Below are 17004 nucleotides of genomic sequence, written 5' to 3' on the forward strand. Positions count from 1 at the left end.
CGTGGCCACGCTTTCGGTTACCGCACCACCACCAGCCCTTCGTATTCGAGGCAGCGGCACAGCGTCGCCCATGCCGGCGTATCGGGCCATTCACGCACGCGGGCGTCGATGCGGATCGGCCGCCCGAATTCGCGCGACGCACACGCCAGCAACGTGTGCGCGATGCCGCTGCGCCGATATGCAGGTTCGACGTACAGCCGCGTGAGCGACGGCGATCGCACGGCACTGCCACCGTCATCGTCGATGCCGAGTTCGCCGATCGCCTCGTCGTCGCGATACGCGACCGCGGTCGCACGTGCATCGTCGAACACGATGCGGATCACGCGCTCGCAGCGATCCCTGAACACGACGACGTGCATGGCGCGCCTCTCCTTTGCATCACGCTGCAGGCGAACGCGATGCGCGCACGCCTCCCTGCGCCCGCGAACCGGGGACTTATCCGGATCGTCCAGGGGCGACGGTTTGAGTATCGTCTTGCCACGTCGTCGCGCAGTAGTGCCAGACGACACCATTCATTGAGTCCACATCCGCGGCGCGACGCGCGCATTCTCGCGACACCGCGCCCCTCGCGGGCCGCGCGTGCACCACGCGCACCGCCTCGCGTTTCCCGTACCGATCACAGGAGGAAGCATGCCGAGTCGTACCCCGACCGCCCTATGGGCCCAGCAGTTCCGGCGGTCGTCGGCGTCGAGCCTGCAGGACCAGATCCGGCGCATGCTCGTGGCCGCGATCCTCGACGGCCAGCTCGCACCCGAGGCCGCGCTGCCGTCGAGCCGCGAGCTCGCCGACCAGCTCGGCGTCGCGCGCAACACCGTCGTGCTCGCGTACCAGATGCTCGTCGAAGAGGGCTACCTGATCTCGCGCGAACGCAGCGGGCACTTCGTGAACCCGAAGATGCTCGAAGGCCTGCCCGGCTTCGCGGCCGCCAAGCCCGCTGCGCAGCCCGCCGGCAGCACCGATACGCCGGGCCGCCCCGCATGGGATAAACGCATCGCGCATCCGCCGTCGAGGCAGCGCAACATCGTGAAGCCCGCGAACTGGCAGCACTACGAGTTTCCGTTCATCTACGGGCAGTTCGACCAGTCGCTGTTCCCGACCAACGACTGGCGCGAATGCTGCCTGAAGGCGCTGTCGGTGATGGAGATCCGCAACTGGGCGCCCGACCTGATCGAACGCGACGACGAATCGCTGATCCAGCAGATCCGCACGCGCGTGCTGCCGCGACGCGGCGTGTTCGCGATGCCCGACGAGATCGTCGTCACGAACGGCTGCCAGCAGGCGCTGTACCTGATCGCCGACTTGCTGTGCGGCAAGCACACGACGGTCGGCTTCGAGAACCCCGGCTATCCGGACGCGCGCAACATCTTCGAGAACCGCAACGCGCGGCTGCTGCCGCTGCCCGTCGACGGCCACGGGATCGCACCCGACACGCTCGACAACACGCTGTCGCGCTGCGACTACGTGTACGTGACACCGAGCCACCAGTGCCCGACCACCGCGACGATGCCGGTCGAACGCCGCCGCGCACTGCTCGATTGCGCGCAGCAGCACGATTTCGTGATCATCGAGGACGACTACGAGAGCGAGAACACGTTCTCCGGCACGCCGCATCCGGCATTGAAGAGCCTCGACACGGCCGACCGCGTGATCTACGTCGGCAGCCTGTCGAAGACGTTCGCGCCGGGGCTGCGGCTCGGCTACGTGGTCGGGCCGCGCGAGCTGATCCGCGAGCTGCGCGCGCTGCGGCGCCTGATGGTGCGCCACCCGGTCGCGTATATCCAGCGCGCGTTCGCAACCTTTCTCGCGCTCGGCCATCACGACGCGTTGCTGCGCCGGCTCGCGCATGCGTACAGCGAACGCTCGCAGGCGCTGATGGCCGCGCTCGATGCGCATTTGCCGGAAGCGCGCTACGTGCAGGTGACGGGCGGCGCATCGTGCTGGGTCGAGGGGCCACCGTGGCTCGATGCGACGCGGCTCGCGACCGATGCCCAGGAAGCCGGCATCCTGATCGAGCCGGGCAGCGTGTTCTTCATGAACGATGAAGGCGACGCGCGACGCTGTTTCCGGATGGGGTTTTCCGCGATCCCGCTCGAGCGGATCGAGCCGGGCGTGCGGGCGCTCGCGCAATGCGTGCGCACGCAACGACCGGGGGCCTGAGCGGCGGCGAACAGGCGTCGCGCAGTCACCCGGAAGCATGAACGTCGCGTGGGCGGCGGTCTGGAAACCCGTTTCGACGATCGGCCGGGTTCACCCTGCGGGGTGACTCACGGCCGCGCGCTTGCGGGCCGCCTGTTCGGGTATCGATGAACGGCTGGCGTGAACGCAACACGCATCGATTCGACCGGCAAGTCATGTTCCGCCGCCCCATCGGACGCCGCATGCGTCGCGCGCTTTTGCACACCGCTACAGTGCGACTTCAACACGACATCGCCGGGATTCGTCTCGTTTCGATTCGTTTAGTAAATCCAATAAAAACATTACAACTCTCCAAATCCGATTGACAACGGATTCATCCAAATCCTAGTGTTACGACGCTGAAAGACGGCGACAAGCGACGTCGAACCGATGGTTCGATCGATTGGACTGCCGAAGAAAAAGTGCATGGATAACCGGAGGGGGCGATCATGATTCGATTCACGACGCTCGCGGCAATCCTGGCCGCGACATACGCGTTGAGCGGGTGCGGAGGCGGCGACGGCAGCGACGGAGCCGCGGCATCGGTACTGGCGGCTCGCCCGTCGGAAGCCGTGACCGATACGGCCAATCTCGATGACAACCGCAACCTGTCGTTGACACAGTACGTCGATCCGCTGATCGGCACGCTCGCGAGCAATTCGCCGAATCCGGTCCCGGCGGGACAGGCCGGCAGCGTCGAACCGGCCGCCGGCCTGCCGTCGGGCATGGTGCAGTGGGCGCCCGACACCAACACCACGCCCGCGCCGAACAGCAGCCAGGAACCGAACTCGCCCGCCGGCTACTACTACGACATCCACTCGATCCAGGGCTTCAGCATGACGCACATGCCGGGCGCCGGCTGCAGCGGCAACAACGGCGAATTCCCGGTCATGCCGACCACCGACCCGACACAGCTCGCGCCAACCTTCAGTCATGCGAATGAAACGACCAGGCCGGGCTATTATTCCGTGCTGCTCGACTCGCAGATCAAGGTGGAGCTGACCGCCACCCTGCGCACCGGCTTCGGCCAGTTCGCGTACCCGGCCGGCAAGCCCGCCCTGCTGGTACTCGACGCGACCCGCACCAACACCAAGACCTCGACCACCGGCGCCATTACGCAGGTTTCCGACAGCGCCATCTCGGGCAGCACGATCGGCGGCGGTTTCTGCGGCAACTCGGTGCCGGTACCCGTCTACTTCTACGCCGCCTTCGACCAGGCCTTCACGTCGGCCTCGATCTCGCACGGCGTGGCCCAGCTTGGGTTCCGCTCGGGCCAGACGGTCAGGATGAAGGTCGGTATCTCCTACGTCAGCGTCGCCAACGCGAAAGCCAACCTCGACGCGGAAAATCGCGGCTGGGACTTCGCGGGCGTGCGCACGCAGGCCGATCGCATCTGGAATGACCGCCTGAACAGCATCCGCGTGGCGGGCGGCACGCTCGACGCGAAGAAGAAGTTCTACACGGCGCTCTATCACGCACTGTGGGCACCCAGCATCTTCAGCGACGTGAACGGCCAGTACATCGGCTTCGACAACACCGTGCATCAGGTCGCCAAGGGTCAGCAGGCCCAGTACTCGTCGTTCTCGGGCTGGGACATCTATCGCTCGCTGATCCAGCTGAAGTCGATCCTCAACCCGTCCGAAACGAGCGACATGGTCCAGTCGCTGATCAACGACGCGGATCAATGCGGCGCGATTCCGCACTGGGTCAACGACAACGTCGAGGACGGCGTGATGCCGGGCGACGCCGGTTCGCTGATCGTCTCGAATGCCTATGCGTTCGGCGCGCGGCGCTTCGATACGCGCGCCGCGCTGCAACACATGGTGAAGATGGCGAACATCCCCGGCACGGCCTGCAACAACGTGACCACCAACGGCGGTCGCGCGAGCTACCTGCAGACCGGCTACATCACCAACGGCGAGTGGGGTCAGGCTTCGTCCACGCTCGAATATACGAGCAGCGATTTCGCGATCTCGCGCTTCGCCGGTGCGCTCGGCGATGCCGCCACGCAGCGCATGCTGCTGAGCCGCTCGGCCTACTGGCAGAACCTGCTCGACACCGCGCTGACGCCGCCGCTGATCGCGGCCCGCCAGTCGAACGGCGCCTGGATTCCCGAGACGCCGAGCAGCGGCGACAACTACGTGGAAGGCAATGCAGAACAGTACACGTGGATGGTGCCGTACAACGGCGCAGGCCTGTTCGCGCAGCTGGGCGGCAATGCGACGGTGACGTCGCGGCTCGACCAGTTCTTCACGGTGCTCAATGCCGGCATGAGCCTGCCCAACTTCTACATGGGCAACGAGCCGACCTTCGAGGTGCCGTGGCTCTATAACTGGGCCGCTCAGCCGTCGGGCACGCAGCGCGTGGTGCAGCAGATCCTGGCCAGCGCGTTCGGCACCGGCCCCGACGGCTTGCCGGGCAACGACGACCTCGGCGCCGTGTCGGGCTGGTATGTCTGGGGCGCGCTGGGCCTGTATCCGCAGATCCCGGGCGTGGCGGGCCTGGCGATCGGCAGTCCGCAGTTCCCGCAGATCGATGTCCGGCTCGGCAACGGCCGGACCTGGCGGATTCGTGCCGACGGCGCGCCCGCGTCCAATTATGTGCAGTCGCTGTCGATCAACGGTCGCGCCCACGATGTTCCGTGGGTCGCCTACGACGACATCGCGAACGGTGCGACGCTGCGCTTCGCGATGGGCAGCGCGCCGTCGCAATGGGGCAGCGGGAAGCAGCCGCCGTCGTTCGGCGTGCCGGTGGCGATCAACGCGGCCGACAGCTACAACAATCGCGGCTTCAGCGCGGACGGTGCGACCAATACCGACGGCCAGGGTGCGGACTTCGACGGCAGCCTGTTCAGCTACTCGCTGAATGCGCTGGCAGCGGCGGGCGTGCAGCCCGGCAAGCCGTTCGCGGTGGCCGGCGCCAGCGTGGCGGTGGCGGGCGGGCCGCTCTCGCTCGACAACACCGTGACCGTCGGCCAGACCGTGATGCTGCCGCCGGGATCGGCCGGCACCGGCGTGGTGGTGCTCGGCTCGGCCAACAATGGCCCGAGCAGCGGCACGGCGCAGCTGAATTTCGCGGACGGTTCGAGTCAGGCGGTCACGCTGGCGTTCGACGACTGGACGCTGAACGGCGGCAGCGCGCACGCCAGCGCGGCGGTCGCGGTCACGATGGCTTACCGCAATTCGGGCAACGGCCAGCAGGACAACGTCAAGACCTACATCTTCGCGCAGAAGATTCCGGTGCCACCCGGCAAGGTGGTGACGAGCATCGTGCTGCCGCGCCAGGTGAGCGCCGGCAAGATGCACGTGTTCGGCATCGGCATGACGGCGTCCTGACGCCCGCATGACCGGGGGGTACGTCGGGCCTTCCGATGTATCCCCTCGCCGGCCGGCACCGCTGCCGCGCGATCCCCGAAGCGAGAACACCAACCGGGCGGCGTGTTCTTCATGAACGACGACAGCAAGGCGCGCCGCCGCTTCCGGATCGGCTTCTGTGCGATTCCGCCGGCGCGGATCGAGCCGGCGGTGCGAGCGTTCGCGCACGGTGTGCGGGCGCAGAAGCCCGCCAAATGAACGAAGCCCGCAATCGCGCGGGCCTTCTCGTCGGGACACGTCGGGCACCGGACGCCGCGTCGGGCAACACGGGTCCGGATACCCCGCCCCCAGGTTGACCTCCCCCGCCTTCCGGTCTGGTCGATTCCGGGCGCCCGCTTGTCGATTCGACAGATAAAGGCGTGCTGCGCCCCTCCCGTCGCGAGCCGATCACGTGCATTCGTCACGGTTTCCGCGAACGAATATCGCATGGCGCCCCATTTGCGCACCCAGCGAATATAAAAATAATCAGCCTTTATATTTCTCAATTACATCCTGACAATTCAATCAGCTTGAATTCGGATTGCATCACTCGATAATGACCCCGCAGCCCGAAAGCGAACGGCATGATTGAAAATCCTGAAAACTCAATAATGCCAGCCATTACCTTCGCATTCGTGCCGCAAGACTTGCGGCGAAATATTTCAGAGATCGCCGCATCGAACCTCAGTCATCGATTCATCATGGAGATAAAAAATGAGCAATGCTGCAGGCGGTTGCGAGAATTGCAATCAAGAGACGACGGACCAACACGTCCCCGATTTCACCACGCGCGGATTCGACGAGCCGACCCAGGCGCTGAGTAGCCAGACGCAGGCGCAGCTTCAGGGCGTCGAGGCGTTGAAGCTCTCCGTGTGCGTGTCGGCGTCGTACAACCAGAGCACCAATCAGATCTGCTTCACCATCCCGATCTACGGGAATTTCTGCGTCACGTCGCCCGTCCACATCCCGGGCAGCGCAACCATCAAGGCCTGCGCGCAAACGTGCGGGCTCATTCCGCACGGGCTCAAGGTGTCGATCTATCTGAACGGCAGCTCCACGCCGATTCTGAGCAAGGTGATCTGGGGTCACTGCCCCTGAATCGGATCGTCAAGCCATCGACAATTAACAAGATGGTAAAAAATATTACATAGGCTATTGGTACGGGGTGTTCGGGTGCTTTTTGTCTTTCCGAACACCATTTAAATACAGACCGATTACATAATTACTTTCGACACCCTGACGCCAAGATAAATAAAAAATAAAATCCGGATGACTTTGCGCCAGATCAAAAAATCCCATCGCCGCGTTGATTTTCAGGAAATTAAAATCTCCCGCCCTTTTGGCATCCAGACGAAACATATTTCGCCTTTCCATATAAGCTCGCTCTTCCCGCAATCATCGCCATCATTCCGTCGAGCGGCTCGAACCAGGTGAACCATCGACAGATGTGACGCCGTCCATCCGCCGCACCGATGCAGACAAGCGCCGGGGCTGGCCCAAGCGAAACCCCCGAACTGGCGCTACCGCCAAAAACGAGCGCTCACTAACGTGTCGATACCGCGTGCCGCATGCGCGCCAGCGCCTTGCGCACCGCCCACCATTCGACAGGAGACACGTTATGGCAGACACGCTCACCGCCGCCCCCGTCACGGCCGCCACGCTCGCGGCCTTTTCCGACGCATTCAACCGGCACGACGCCAACGCGTTGATGGGCTTCATGACCGAGGACTGCGTGTTCGACGCGGCCGGTGGCCCCGACATCCACGGCACGCGCTTCGTCGGCCGCGACGCGGTACGCGCCGCGTTCGAAGCCGTGTTCAAGACCTTCCCCGACGCACATTGGGGTCACGGCCGCCACACCATCGCCGGCGAGCGCGGCGTCTCCGAGTGGGTGTTCACCGGCACGCACGCCGAAGGCTGGCGCATCGAGGCCGAAGGCTGCGACCTGTTCGAATTCCGCGACGGGTTGATCGCCGTCAAGCGCGCTTTCCGCAAGGAACGGCCGAAGCAGCCGGCCTGAGCGCGCCCCTCGCGCGCCGACCACGCCACCCTGCCCGGCGCGCATTTTGAAACGAATCGATTCATTTCATTCCACATTCCCCAACGACAGGCGGAATGGCTTGACCGGCTTTCCCCAGCAAATAGCATCTGGAACAAGACGTTCCATTAATTGAACAATCGGAGACAACCCATGAGCGAACAATCCACTTCCCTGCATGCATCGGCGAACGGTCCGCAGGACATGACGCCGTCCGAAGCCTTTGTCGAGACCCTCGCGGCCAACGGCGTGACCGACATGTTCGGCATCATGGGCTCCGCGTTCATGGATGCGATGGACATCTTCGCGCCGGCCGGCATCCGCCTGATCCCGGTGGTGCACGAACAGGGCGCGGGCCACATGGCCGACGGCTATGCGCGCGTGTCGGGCCGCCACGGCGTCGTGATCGGCCAGAACGGCCCCGGCATCAGCAACTGCGTGACGGCCATCGCGGCCGCGTACTGGGCCCACAGCCCGGTCGTGATCGTCACGCCCGAAGCCGGCACGATGGGCATCGGCCTCGGCGGCTTCCAGGAAGCGAACCAGCTGCCGATGTTCCAGGAATTCACGAAGTACCAGGGCCACGTCACGCACCCGGCGCGGATGGCCGAATTCACCGCGCGCTGCTTCGACCGCGCGCAGGCCGAGATGGGCCCGACGCAACTGAACATCCCGCGCGACTACTTCTACGGCAAGGTCAAGGTCGAGATTCCGCAACCGCGCCGGCTCGATCGCGGCGCCGGTGGCGAACAGAGCCTGGACGACGCGGCCGCGCTGATCGCGCAGGCGAAGTTCCCGGTGATCATCTCCGGCGGCGGCGTCGTGATGGCCGACGCGATCGAGGAATGCAAGGCGCTCGCCGAACGGCTCGGCGCACCGGTGGTCAACAGCTACCTGCACAACGACTCGTTCCCGGCGAACCACCCGCTGTGGTGCGGCCCGCTCGGCTACCAGGGCTCGAAGGCCGCGATGAAGCTGCTGTCGCGCGCGGACGTCGTGATCGCGCTCGGCTCGCGCCTCGGGCCGTTCGGCACGCTGCCGCAGCACGGGATGGACTACTGGCCGAAGGACGCGAAGATCATCCAGATCGACGCCGATCACAAGATGCTCGGCCTCGTGAAGAAGATCTCGGTCGGCATCTGCGGCGACGCGAAGGCCGCGGCGATCGCGCTCACGCAACGCCTCGAAGGCCGCACGCTCGCGTGCGACGGCTCGCGCGGCGATCGCGCCGACCAGATCGCAACCGAGAAGGCCGCGTGGGAAAAGGAACTCGACGACTGGACGCACGAGCGCGACGCGTACAGCCTCGACATGATCGACGAGCAGAAGCACGAGAAGCCGTTCAGCGGCGGCCAGTACCTGCACCCGCGCCAGGTGCTGCGCGAGCTCGAGAAGGCGATGCCCGAGGACGTGATGGTGTCGACCGACATCGGCAACATCAACTCGGTCGCGAACAGCTACCTGCGCTTCAACAAGCCGCGCAGCTTCTTCGCGGCAATGAGCTGGGGCAACTGCGGCTACGCGTTCCCGACGATCATCGGCGCGAAGGTCGCCGCCCCGCACCGCCCGGCCGTGTCGTATGCGGGCGATGGTGCGTGGGGCATGAGCCTGATGGAAACGATGACCTGCGTGCGCCACAACATCCCGGTCACGGCCGTCGTGTTCCACAACCGCCAGTGGGGCGCGGAGAAGAAGAACCAGGTCGACTTCTACAACCGCCGCTTCGTCGCCGGTGAACTCGACAACCAGAGCTTCGCGGCGATCGCGCGTGCGATGGGTGCCGAAGGGATCACGGTCGACCGCCTCGAAGATGTGGGCCCCGCGCTCAAGCGCGCGATCGACATGCAGATGAACGAAGGCAAGACCACGATCATCGAGATCATGTGCACGCGTGAACTCGGCGATCCGTTCCGTCGCGATGCGCTGTCGAAGCCGGTGCGCATGCTCGACAAGTACAAGGACTACGTGTAACGCCGCGTCGCCGACGCACCCCGTTGCCGGTCGCGCGCCCCTCTCGCGCGGCCGGCCCTCCGGCCGGACGCCGTGCCCCGTGCGGGCCGCCGCATCCGGCCGTTTTTCCTTTTTTACCCGAGCGAACGATGAAAGCCCTCGACCGCATTCTCGACGCCGCGCGCCGCCAGCCGATGCGCATCGCGCTGTGCGAAGCCGACGATCCGCGCGTGCTGCAGGCCGCCGCGCGCGCAACGCGTGACGGCATCGCCCGCATCGTGCTCGTCGGCAACCGTGCGGCCATTCACGCGGCGGCCGCGCGCGACGCGATCGAACTCGACGGCATGACGCTCGTCGATCCGGCCACCGCCGCACCACGCGATGCCTATGCCGACACGCTGCATGCGCTGCGCAAGAGCAAGGGCATGACGGCCGATGCCGCGCGCGACGCGGTGCTCGACCCGCTCTGCCATGCGAACCTGATGGTGCGGCTCGGCGACGCGGACGGCTCGGTCGCGGGCGCCGTGCATGCGACGGCCGACGTTGTGCGCGCGGCGATCCAGCTGATCGGCGTCGATCCGGCATTCCGGATCGTATCGAGCTTCTTCCTGATGATGCTGTGCGAGCCGTTCCACACGATCAAGGGCGGACTGATCTTCTCCGACTGCGCACTCGTCGTCGATCCGGATGCCAATCAGCTCGCCGAGATCGCGATGGCCGCCGCCGACAGCGCACACGCACTGCTCGGCGAGGAACCGCGCGTCGCGATGCTGTCGTTCTCGACGAGCGGCAGCGCGCATCACGCGGCGGTCGACAAGGTGACGGCCGCGACCGCGCGGGTGCGCGAACGGCGCCCCGCGCTCGCGATCGACGGCGACGTGCAGCTCGACGCGGCGATCGTCGCGGAGATCGCCGAGCGCAAGATCGCGCATTCGCAAGTGGGCGGCCACGCGAACGTGCTCGTGTTCCCGAGCCTCGAAGCCGGCAACATCGGCTACAAGCTCGCCGAGCGGATCGGCCGCGCGAAAGCCGTCGGCCCGCTGCTGCAGGGGCTGCGCCGGCCCGCGAACGACCTGTCGCGCGGCTGCAGCGCCGACGACGTGTATCACGTGATCGCGGCGACCACCGTGCAGGCGCAGGCGGCCGCGCAACGCACCGCAACCGGCGAGGCTGCGCACGCATGACAGCCGACAAACTGGCGATCCTGATCGCGGTGATCGGCGCGGGCAGCTATTTCCAGACCGTCACCGGCTTCGGGCTCGGGATGATCGTGATGGGCGCGACGAGCGGCTTCGGGCTCGCGCCGCTCGCGACCGTCGCGACGCTGATGAGCGTCGTGTCGCTTGCGAACGGCGCGACCGCGCTGCCCGGCCGGCTGCATCACATCGACTGGCGCGCGGTGGGCGCGGCGACGCTCGGCATCCTGCCGTCGGTCGTCGCGGGCGTGCTGCTGCTCGAATGCCTGAGCCGCTCGGCGGCCGACCTGCTGCAACTGATCCTCGGCGCGGTCGTGCTGTACGGCGGCCTGAGCGCCGCGCTGCGCCCGGCGCCGCTCACCGAGCGCTCGGACAACCGCAGCTTCTTCGTCAGCGGCCTGTTCGGCGGGTTGCTGAGCGGGATGTTCGGTGTGTCCGGGCCGCCGCTGATCTTCCAGTTCTACCGGCAGCCGCTGACGCTCGTGCAGATCCGCTGCGCGCTGATCGTGCTGTTCACGACGACCTCGGCCACGCGCGTGCTGTACAGCGCATGCGAAGGCCAGCTCGATCGCGACATCTGGCTGCTGGCCGCGATCGCGACGCCGGTCGTGATGCTGACGACGGTGGCCGCACGCCATTACCCGCCGCCGCTGTCACCGGTCGCGCTGCGCCGGCTTGCGTTCGGCGTGCTGATGGCGATCGGCATCGGGCTGATCGCGACGTCGCTGCCGCCGCTGCTGCATCGCGCTTGATGTCGCGCGGCGTGCGCCGCGTCGAAGCGCCCTGTTCCCCGCAATCGATTCGGACTCGACGCGTGCATGTACACCGCGACCGCGTCGAATGCAGTCGACCGCTTCACCGCCGCGCGCCGATCCATCCGGCGATTTCGACGAGCCGCTTCATGTCCGGCGCCGACGCGAGATCGATTGCGAGCCGGTGCCGGTAGTACGGGCCGAGATCGAGCCCGACGCCGAGCCCAAGCACTTCGACACGGCCTCCCGCCTCCTGGCGCGCGACCACCTGCTTCAGATGGTTGTCGAGGTAGAACGGATCGTTCGCGAGCGCCGTCGCGCCGTCCATCGGGCTGCCGTCCGAGATCACGACGAGAATCCTGCGCGCCTCCGGCCGCGCCGCGAGCCGTGCGCACGCCCATTCGACCGCTTCGCCGTCCACACCTTCACGGAACAGATCGGCCTTGAACAGCGCGACAATGCCGGTGCGCGCATGCCGCCAGCGCGTGTCCGCATCCTTGAACACCAGGTGACCGGTTTCGTTGAGCCGGCCCGGATGGCGCGGCTTGCCGCGCGCGAGCCAGTCCTGCCGCGCGCGGCCGCCGTTCCAGGCGAGCGTCGTGAAGCCGAGCACTTCGGTCGCGAGGCCGGCGGCATCGCCCGCGCGGGCCAGCGTATCGACCATCAGCGCGACGCCGTCGATCCACGTCTTCATCGACCCCGAGCAGTCGATCAGGAACGCGAGCGCGCAGTCGGCGTGCGGCCGCACGCGTTCGAGCCGGAACAGCCGCCGTTCGGCCGGCGAGCTGACGAGCTGCGCGAGCCGGCGGCCGTCGAGGCGGCCGTGTTCCTCGCCGAACGACCAGCCGTCGGCCTGCGGCACGACGAGCGCCGCACGCAGCACACGCGCGAGCCGCGTGACGTTGATCCGCTGCGCGGCGACCTGGCCGTCGAGCCGGTCGCGATACTCGCGCAGCAGTGCCGCGCGGATCTGCGCGGCCGGCCGAAGCTCGCGGTCGTAGCGCGTCGTGTACGCGCGGTAAGCGGCGTCGCCGCCCTGCAACACGACGCTGTCGCCGGTCTCCACGAGTGCCGGCATATCGATGCCCGTGTCGTCGAAATCAACCCATAGCGAGAAATTCGTCAGCGCATCGTCCTGCTCGCGTGCGTCTTCCGTCGCCGTTTCCACGACGGCCGCGCGCGCGTCACGAATCATCGATGCAATGCGCTTCGCGAGCGCCAGTGCGTGTTCCGCGAAGGCACGCTGATCGTGCCGGCAGCGCTTGAGCCCGGCGAGCTGAATGCCGATCTCGGGCACGATCGCCGCGCGCGACGCTTCGATCAGGTCTTCCGCTTCTTCGAGCACCGGCCAGCCCGTCAGCCGCGACCATGCGATCTGCGCGACCGTGTACACGAGGATCCCGACATGCGTATCGGCCTGCCCCGACCGGTGAAACGCGCGCGACCAGGTCTCGAAACGATGACGCAGGTTCTGCACGACACCGCGCATGGCGGGCGGCGCCAGCGACTCGCAGCGCAGTTGTTCGAGCAATTCGAACAGCACGCGTTCGACCGGATCGTCGCCTGACAGCGCGCGATGCAGGTCGGCATCCGAATGCAGAATGCGCAGCGCGACGCCGTCGGCCGCGCCGCGCCATGACGCGAGATCGTCGTCGGCGGCCTGCGCGCGCAGGTGCGGCGCATGGATCGGCAACGGCCGCAGGTCGCGGCACACGCGGCCGGCGCGGTAATGCAGCGCCGCGTCACGCGTCAGCGCACGCACCGTCGACGCGCCCAGCGCTTCGCGTGCCGACGCGCGGCGCGCGGCGTCGCGATCGGCGCTCACCGCCCCGCTCCCGGCTCGCCGCCGCCGGCCCGCGACGCGACCGCCAGCTCCTCGCCGAAACAGCGCTGGTAATACTCGGCGACGACCGGCCGCTCCGCGTCGTCGCACTTGTTCAGGAACGTGAGCCGGAACGCGAGCGCCGGATCGCGGAAGATCTGGCAGTTCTCGGCCCAGTTGATCACCGTGCGCGGCGACATCAGCGTCGACAGGTCGCCGGTCGCGAAGCCGTTGCGCGTCAGCTCCGCGAGGCTCACCATCGATTCGAGCAGCGGGCGGCCGGCTTCGTCCGCGAGTTCCGGCACGCGCGCGCGCACGATGCCGATCTCCTCGTCGCGCGGCAGGTAGTCGAGCGTCGCGACCACGTTCCAGCGATCCATCTGCGCATGGTTGAGCATCTGCGTGCCGTGATAGAGCCCGTTCAGGTTGCCGAGCCCGACCGTGTTCGCGGTCGCGAACAGCCGGAACGACGGATGCGGATGGATCACGCGGTTCTGGTCGAGCAGCGTGAACTTGCCGTCGCGTTCGAGAATCCGCTGGATCACGAACATCACGTCCGGCCGCCCTGCATCGTATTCGTCGAAGATCAGCGCGACCGGGCGCTGCAGCGCCCACGGCACGATCCCTTCCTGGAATTCGGTCACCTGCACGTCGTCGCGCACGACGATCGCATCCTTGCCGACGAGATCGAGCCGGCTGATGTGGCCGTCGAGGTTCACGCGCACGCACGGCCAGTTCAGCCGCGCCGCGACCTGCTCGATATGCGTCGACTTGCCGGTGCCGTGCATCCCCTGCACGAGCACGCGGCGGTTGCGCGCAAAGCCGGCGAGAATCGCGAGCGTGACGTCCGGGTTGAAACGGTACGCGTCGTCGACATCGGGCACGTGATCGTCGCGCGTGCTGAACGCGGGCACCATCAGGTCCGAATCGAACCCGAACCGTTCGCGGACCGACACCATGCAGTCCGGCTTGTTCGCCACCCCATCCATTGCGTTGCGCTCCTGTCGTTGCTGTCGTTGCTGGCTGCGCAGGCATCGATCGTCGTGCCCGCGCCAGTCGTGTTTACGGAACGATTCGTTCCGTTGCCGAAAATCCGTGCCGGATTGCGTGGCCCCCTGCCCCGTGCGGCCAGCCCTCCAGGCCGTTCGGTACAATGGCCGCAATCCAGTTTCCGGAACGCCTGCCATGCTGCCCGCGGATACGCCCACGCTGCGCGCCTTCGCGCTGCTCGAACATCTCGTCCAGGCCGGCGATGCCGTGTCGCTCGCCGATCTCACACGCGAAGTCGATATCCCGAAGGCGTCGCTGCACCGGATGCTCGCGTCGCTCGAAGCCGGCGGCCTCGTGATCCGCGAGCCGGGCCGCAAGAACGCGTATGCGGTCGGCCCGCGCCTCGCGCGGCTCGGCACTGGCGTGATGCTGCATGCGGGCGCGCGCCGGCTGCGTCACGCGATCCTCGAACGGCTCGTCGCCGATCTCGGCGAAACCTGCAACCTGACCACGCTGCACGACACGGAAGTCGTCTATCTCGACCGCGTCGAGGCCGACTGGCCGCTGCGGCTCGACCTGAAACCCGGCTCGCGCGTGCCCGCGCACTGCAGCGCCAGCGGCAAGCTGCTGCTCGCGCTGCTGCCGCGCGACGAACGCGCCGCGCTGGTGCGTGCGCTGGCGCTGCCGCGCTACACGCCGAACACGATCTCGGATCCCGAGCTGCTCGAAGCCGAACTCGACCGCACCGCGCACAAGGGCGTCGCGATCGACAACGAGGAATTCGTCGCGGGCATCGTGTGCATCGCGGCACCGATCGTCGGCGACAACGGCGCGTGCATCGCCGCGGTCGCCGTGCATGCGCCCGTGTCGCGCGCCCCGCTGTCGCGGCTGCTCGACCACGTGCCGCGCCTGCAGGAAGCGGCCGGCGCGCTCGCGGAAACGTTCTAGTTCCTGCACGGCGCGCAGACGCCCACGCAACGTCACGATGCGCGCTGGTAGTAGATGTTCTGCGGATGCCGCGCATCCGCGAAGAAGAACCAGCGTTCCGCGACCAGCCCCGCATACTGGATCACGAATGCCGCGCCGAGCGCGAAGGCCGCCGCGACCGACGTCGGCGCAAGCGCACCCGCGCCGGTCAGCACGAACGGCACCGCGAATGCGCCGATCAGGAAGCCGGCCTTCACCGCGCGCAGCGTGCCGTTGCCCTGCCCGTGAAAGAACTCCCGCGTATTGAACGCGCTGGCCGTGAAGCCGCGCGATTTCTGCTCGACCTTCTCGCTGCGGATCCCGGTCGCGCTCTGCACGGTCGACTTCGGCCGCAGTCGTGCATTGCGTGCGAGCGACGCGAGCCGTGCCACGCAGCCCGCGAGCGTCAGCACGCACGCGGCCACCGCGAGCCGGCCGACCAGCGCCGGCGCGAGCCATGCGGCGCACGCCGTCGCCAGCGTGCAGCCCGACGCGCAGCCGAGCAGCACGAAGTTCACGAGCGTCAGCGGGCTCGCCCATTCCTGCAGGAAGCGCAGGCACGCGTAGATCATCGCGGTACACACGAACAGCGCGACGCTCGCGAACGCGCCCGCCGCGCCGATCAGCAACGTGCCGGGCCAGCCGAACAGGTGTGCCGCGCCATACGCGAACGCACATGCGAGAAACACCGGCAGCGCGATGCATTCACGCGACAGCCACGACGTGCGCCACATCGCGATCGCGCGCCATGCGCGTTCGGGGTGGCCGAGATGGAAGAACGACGCCAGCAGGCCGAGTGCGCCGAGCGCGACCGACAGCGCGGCGCCCGTTACGTAGAACGCGGCAGCCACGTCGACGCCGGCCAGCCGCGCCAGTGCCTCGACGATCACGAGCGTCAGCAGCAGGCCCTGTGCGGCACCGCACAGCGTGGTGAGGAAAACGACCGAAAAAGCTGGGCGCATGGGAACTCCGTTTTTTCGAATGAGTGAAGGGCCGCGCGCTCAGCGCTGCGTCGCAAGCGACACGAGATCGATGTCGCCGCGCGCCGCGCGGGCTTCGAACGACTCGTCCTCGTCGCTGCCGTTCGACGTGCTGCCGCATCCGCCGCTACTCCCGCAACCGCACGATGACTCGGTCTTTATGCGCGGCAGGTAATGATTCGACGGCCGCGTGTCCCATTCGGGCATCAGCTGATAGCCGCCGCGTTCGCGGATCGCGCGCGACACCTCCGACTCCGGATCGTGCACGTCGCCGAACAGCCGCGCCGACGTCGGGCACGCGAGCACGCATGCCGGTTTCCGGTCGCGCTCGGGCAGCGCCGGGTTGTCGATGCGGTCCGCGCACAGCGTGCACTTCGTCATCTCCTTGCGGCCTTCGTCAAGTTCGCGTGCGCCGTACGGGCACGCCCACGCGCAGTACTTGCAGCCGATGCACTTGTCGTAGTCGACCAGCACGATCCCCTCCGACTTGCGCTTGTAGCTCGCGCCGGTCGGACAGACGGGCACGCACGGCGGATCCTCGCAGTGCAGGCACGACTTCGGGAAGTGGATCGTGTCGGTCATCGGGAACACGCCCGCTTCGTACGTCTGCACGCGGTTGAAGAACGTGCCGGACGGATCGTCGTCGTACGGGCGCATATCCGCGAGACTGCCGGCTTCGCCCGACGTGTTCCATTCCTTGCAGCTCGTCACGCAGGCATGGCAGCCGACGCATACGTTCAGGTCGATGACGAGGGCCATCTGGGTCATGGTGGTGCTCCTTC

The 17004-nt window shown here is 67.1% G+C and carries 15 protein-coding genes; 9 read left to right on the forward strand and 6 right to left on the reverse strand.

The window, feature by feature from the left end:
• Nucleotides 1–17: 17 nt before the first annotated feature.
• Nucleotides 18–359, reverse strand: coding sequence for a GNAT family N-acetyltransferase (locus BDI24065_RS26890; protein WP_175033824.1), 342 nt, complete (start codon nucleotides 357–359; stop codon nucleotides 18–20).
• A gap of 271 nt (nucleotides 360–630) precedes the next feature.
• Between BDI24065_RS26890 and BDI24065_RS26895 the strand changes: the two genes are divergently transcribed.
• From BDI24065_RS26895 to BDI24065_RS26905, 4 genes are all read left to right on the forward strand, one after another.
• Entirely contained in the window at nucleotides 631–2157 is a 1527-nt protein-coding gene (locus tag BDI24065_RS26895; RefSeq protein ID WP_175033825.1) for a PLP-dependent aminotransferase family protein, read from the forward strand.
• Nucleotides 2158–2624: 467 nt separating this feature from the next.
• Nucleotides 2625–5510, forward strand: a complete 2886-nt coding sequence (locus BDI24065_RS26900) for a GH92 family glycosyl hydrolase (protein WP_175033826.1) — start codon at nucleotides 2625–2627, stop codon at nucleotides 5508–5510.
• Nucleotides 5511–5621: 111 nt separating this feature from the next.
• Entirely contained in the window at nucleotides 5622–5747 is a 126-nt protein-coding gene (locus BDI24065_RS41410) for a hypothetical protein (protein WP_302479476.1), read from the forward strand.
• 495 nt (nucleotides 5748–6242) lie between these two features.
• Entirely contained in the window at nucleotides 6243–6626 is a 384-nt protein-coding gene (locus BDI24065_RS26905; RefSeq protein ID WP_175033827.1) for a hypothetical protein, read from the forward strand.
• A gap of 54 nt (nucleotides 6627–6680) precedes the next feature.
• Here the strand turns inward: BDI24065_RS26905 and BDI24065_RS26910 are convergent, their stop codons facing one another.
• Nucleotides 6681–6887: a hypothetical protein gene (locus BDI24065_RS26910; RefSeq protein WP_175033828.1), complete on the reverse strand. Its 207-nt coding sequence runs from the start codon at nucleotides 6885–6887 to the stop codon at nucleotides 6681–6683.
• Nucleotides 6888–7146: 259 nt separating this feature from the next.
• Here BDI24065_RS26910 and BDI24065_RS26915 point away from each other — a divergent pair, with 259 nt between their 5' ends.
• The 4 genes from BDI24065_RS26915 (at nucleotide 7147) to BDI24065_RS26930 (ending at nucleotide 11464) form a co-directional block, all read left to right on the forward strand.
• The gene (locus tag BDI24065_RS26915) at nucleotides 7147–7548 is read left to right on the forward strand and encodes a nuclear transport factor 2 family protein (protein ID WP_175033829.1); all 402 of its coding nucleotides are present in this window, start codon (nucleotides 7147–7149) and stop codon (nucleotides 7546–7548) included.
• 171 nt (nucleotides 7549–7719) lie between these two features.
• Nucleotides 7720–9537 (forward strand): sulfoacetaldehyde acetyltransferase, encoded by a 1818-nt coding sequence (xsc, locus tag BDI24065_RS26920; protein ID WP_175033830.1) that lies wholly within the window; start codon nucleotides 7720–7722, stop codon nucleotides 9535–9537.
• A gap of 128 nt (nucleotides 9538–9665) precedes the next feature.
• Nucleotides 9666–10700, forward strand: a complete 1035-nt coding sequence (gene pta / locus BDI24065_RS26925; protein ID WP_175033831.1) for a phosphate acetyltransferase — start codon at nucleotides 9666–9668, stop codon at nucleotides 10698–10700.
• Nucleotides 10697–11464 (forward strand): sulfite exporter TauE/SafE family protein, encoded by a 768-nt coding sequence (locus BDI24065_RS26930; RefSeq protein WP_011355592.1) that lies wholly within the window; start codon nucleotides 10697–10699, stop codon nucleotides 11462–11464. The genes pta and BDI24065_RS26930 overlap by 4 nt, the downstream gene beginning before the upstream one ends.
• Before the next feature lie 103 nt (nucleotides 11465–11567).
• Here BDI24065_RS26930 and BDI24065_RS26935 read toward each other — a convergent pair whose 3' ends face one another.
• Entirely contained in the window at nucleotides 11568–13289 is a 1722-nt protein-coding gene (locus BDI24065_RS26935; RefSeq protein WP_175033832.1) for a cobaltochelatase CobT-related protein, read from the reverse strand.
• Nucleotides 13286–14275: an AAA family ATPase gene (locus BDI24065_RS26940; protein WP_175033833.1), complete on the reverse strand. Its 990-nt coding sequence runs from the start codon at nucleotides 14273–14275 to the stop codon at nucleotides 13286–13288. The genes BDI24065_RS26935 and BDI24065_RS26940 overlap by 4 nt, the downstream gene beginning before the upstream one ends.
• Nucleotides 14276–14471: 196 nt before the next feature.
• Between BDI24065_RS26940 and BDI24065_RS26945 the strand changes: the two genes are divergently transcribed.
• On the forward strand, nucleotides 14472–15224 hold the full coding sequence (locus BDI24065_RS26945) for an IclR family transcriptional regulator (RefSeq protein ID WP_175033834.1): 753 nt from the start codon (nucleotides 14472–14474) through the stop codon (nucleotides 15222–15224).
• A gap of 32 nt (nucleotides 15225–15256) precedes the next feature.
• Here BDI24065_RS26945 and BDI24065_RS26950 read toward each other — a convergent pair whose 3' ends face one another.
• Nucleotides 15257–16204, reverse strand: a complete 948-nt coding sequence (locus BDI24065_RS26950) for a dimethyl sulfoxide reductase anchor subunit family protein (protein WP_175033835.1) — start codon at nucleotides 16202–16204, stop codon at nucleotides 15257–15259.
• 39 nt (nucleotides 16205–16243) lie between these two features.
• On the reverse strand, nucleotides 16244–16990 hold the full coding sequence (locus BDI24065_RS26955; protein WP_175033836.1) for a 4Fe-4S dicluster domain-containing protein: 747 nt from the start codon (nucleotides 16988–16990) through the stop codon (nucleotides 16244–16246).
• Nucleotides 16991–17004 lie beyond the last annotated feature (14 nt).

This window comes from Burkholderia lata (assembly GCF_902499025.1).
GTDB lineage: Bacteria > Pseudomonadota > Gammaproteobacteria > Burkholderiales > Burkholderiaceae > Burkholderia > Burkholderia lata_C.